We start from the raw sequence: 448 nt of genomic DNA, 5'->3' as shown, positions 1-448 counted from the left end.
TATAGATGGTGATGAGGTTTATGTTATGTATTTGCACCCCACACAAGTGAAGCAATTGCGCACCAACACAGCAGAAGGTGAATGGCTCGATATTCAGAAAGCAGTTTATGCAACTTCCCGTAAGAAGAACCCAATCTTTGATGGTTCTCTTGGCATGTATAATGGTGTTGTTTTACGCGAAGCCAGAGAGGTTACGCATGGTGTTAAGTCGACAGACAATACAGCGGTTAAAACGGTCCGTCGTGCGGTATTCTTAGGAGCACAAAGTGCAGTTATAGGCTTTGGAAAAAATCATAGTGCCACCAATTACACTCTTAAGGAAGAGTTTTTTGATTATGAACGTCAGTTTGGTGTTGCGGCTAAGACGCTGATAGGCATGAAAAAAACCCGCTTCCAAATGCCAAATAGTGCACAAACAGCGCAAGATTTTGGAACGATTGTTGTTTCC

The 448-nt window shown here is 42.6% G+C and carries 1 protein-coding gene; it reads left to right on the top strand.

The window, feature by feature from the left end:
• The coding region (locus tag BN338_RS10560; RefSeq protein WP_039762557.1) for a phage capsid family protein at positions 1-448 on the top strand (448 nt) is incomplete at both ends.

Origin of the sequence: Bartonella queenslandensis AUST/NH15 (assembly GCF_000312585.1) — a bacterium.
Taxonomy (GTDB): Bacteria; Pseudomonadota; Alphaproteobacteria; order Rhizobiales; family Rhizobiaceae; genus Bartonella; species Bartonella queenslandensis_A.
The sequence above is the reverse complement of the archived record's forward strand: the minus strand, read 5'-3'. Positions and strand labels throughout refer to the sequence as shown.